This window comes from Glutamicibacter nicotianae, from assembly GCF_006539525.1.
GTDB lineage: Bacteria > Actinomycetota > Actinomycetes > Actinomycetales > Micrococcaceae > Glutamicibacter > Glutamicibacter nicotianae.
In genome coordinates this window covers 1-1,693 of the sequence record NZ_BJNE01000039.1, presented here as the reverse complement: position 1 = coordinate 1,693, position 1,693 = coordinate 1, and the positions used below count along the sequence as shown (strand labels likewise).

The 1,693-nt window shown below is 52.3% G+C and carries 1 protein-coding gene; it reads left to right on the top strand.

All coding sequences use genetic code 11. From position 1 onward, the window contains the following. Window positions 1-238 precede the first annotated feature (238 nt). Complete coding sequence (locus tag ANI01nite_RS16590; protein WP_084083971.1) at window positions 239-1,645, top strand: exonuclease domain-containing protein; 1,407 nt, start codon at window positions 239-241, stop codon at window positions 1,643-1,645. Window positions 1,646-1,693 lie beyond the last annotated feature (48 nt).

Genomic DNA, 1,693 nt, shown 5'->3' with positions numbered 1-1,693 from the left:
CGGGTCAATCGGTACGGCTAGCATCACGCTCACGATGCGGGCGGAAGAGTTCAGCGCAGAATAGCGTTCCTATCCAACAGCTCACGTCCTAATTCTCCATGGCCTCAATGAAGAACCTGCACATGAGACCACGCGTAGATATTGATAACGTTCCTGTAACTTTCAACTATTAAGGCCCCGACAGTCAGAAGCTGATGATTCACTGAAAGAGAACGCTATTTGATCTCGGAGGAATGCTATGGGATTGGACTTCACAGCGGTTGATTTTGAGACCGCAAACGGCAAACGCGCTTCGGTTTGCTCCGTTGGCATGACAAAAGTTCGAAACGGCAAAATCGTCGACCACGCTTCTTGGCTAATCAAACCTCCTCACGGGTTCACCACCTTTGCAGAGAGAAACATAGCGATTCATAACATCACAGAAGCTGATGTAGCCAACGCGCCCTCGTGGGTCGAGTCGGCTGCTCGTATCCGTGATTTCATCGATAATGACATTGTTGTCGCCCACTACGCACCATTCGACAAGTCCGTCTGGCGGCAAGCTTCCGAATGGTCAGGCGTCGATTTTGGCGACTTCCTATGGATCTGTTCCCGTGATTTAGCCAAGGCACACCTAGGCCTTGAGGACTGCAGCCTGCCATCAGTGGCAGATTCGTTAGGAATCACTGGCCTGGATCATCACAATGCAGCATCCGATGCTGCTGTCTGCGCACAGATTGTCTTGGCGCTCGCTCAACGCGCAGGTGTGTCCTCATGGGTAGATCTAGACACGGTCACACCTCGGAAAACTGCTTTGTCCCCATCTGGCCGACCATACTCCTCAGAACCCTCGATCAAAAAAGGTGATCTGCCAGAACCCAATTTGGATGCAGATCCCACCAATGAACTATTTGGTCAGGGACTTACCATCACCGGAGGTTTCGAGTTACTTGGCAGGCGGGAAGCATTCCAACTGGCCGCGAGCTTCGGTGCTAACGTCCAATTGAGCACTACACGCAAAACAACGATTCTCGTGATTTGCGGTGAGAACCCTCACGCGCCTGGATTTGACCTTAGTAGGGGCACTACGAAGGCCCGAAAAGCCTACGAGTACATCACGGAACGAGCACAGAAAATCCGAATCATGAGCGAGACTGAGTTCTACATTGCCGTAGGGATGGCGCCACCTTCGATGCTGGAGGCTAACCGGATCGACGCTCAGATAACGCGGCCCTTGTCACCGCATATTTCATCGTCCACCCAAGAGTCGATTGCAGTTCCAGCAAATAATGGAAACGGCATCGATGATCCAGCATCTACTGCAACGACCGATCCAATAAATTCAGATGTCCCGCGTCTAGCCCCTCAGAATTCCGGTGTCCCATCACGAACCCAACCCTTGGACAACTTCCAAAGTCCAGTCTCGACGCACCCCAGAATCAACTCAGCAAGCGAGACGCGAACGCCGAGTTCACCCCGACGCACAGTCAGTCGAGTTGCATTCGTCGCGATGGCGTGGATTCTCGCCATTGCTACGGTGTTCGCGCTACTTTGTACCGCAGCTGGTTACAGCTTCGACGCAGCCGCTGGGACAACATTTCTCGTCTTTTCGGTGATATTGGGAACAGGCTGTTTCTATGCATTCCGAGCTGCAAAAAGAAAATAGAATGCACGATTTGAATGTGGGGACTCGGCACGCTCGGTTGATTGGCTG

Bases quoted from the DNA above. Each gene is read 5' to 3' on its own strand.
- ANI01nite_RS16590 (WP_084083971.1), top strand. From the start codon at position 239: ATGGGATTGGACTTCACAGCGGTTGATTTTGAGACCGCAAACGGCAAA.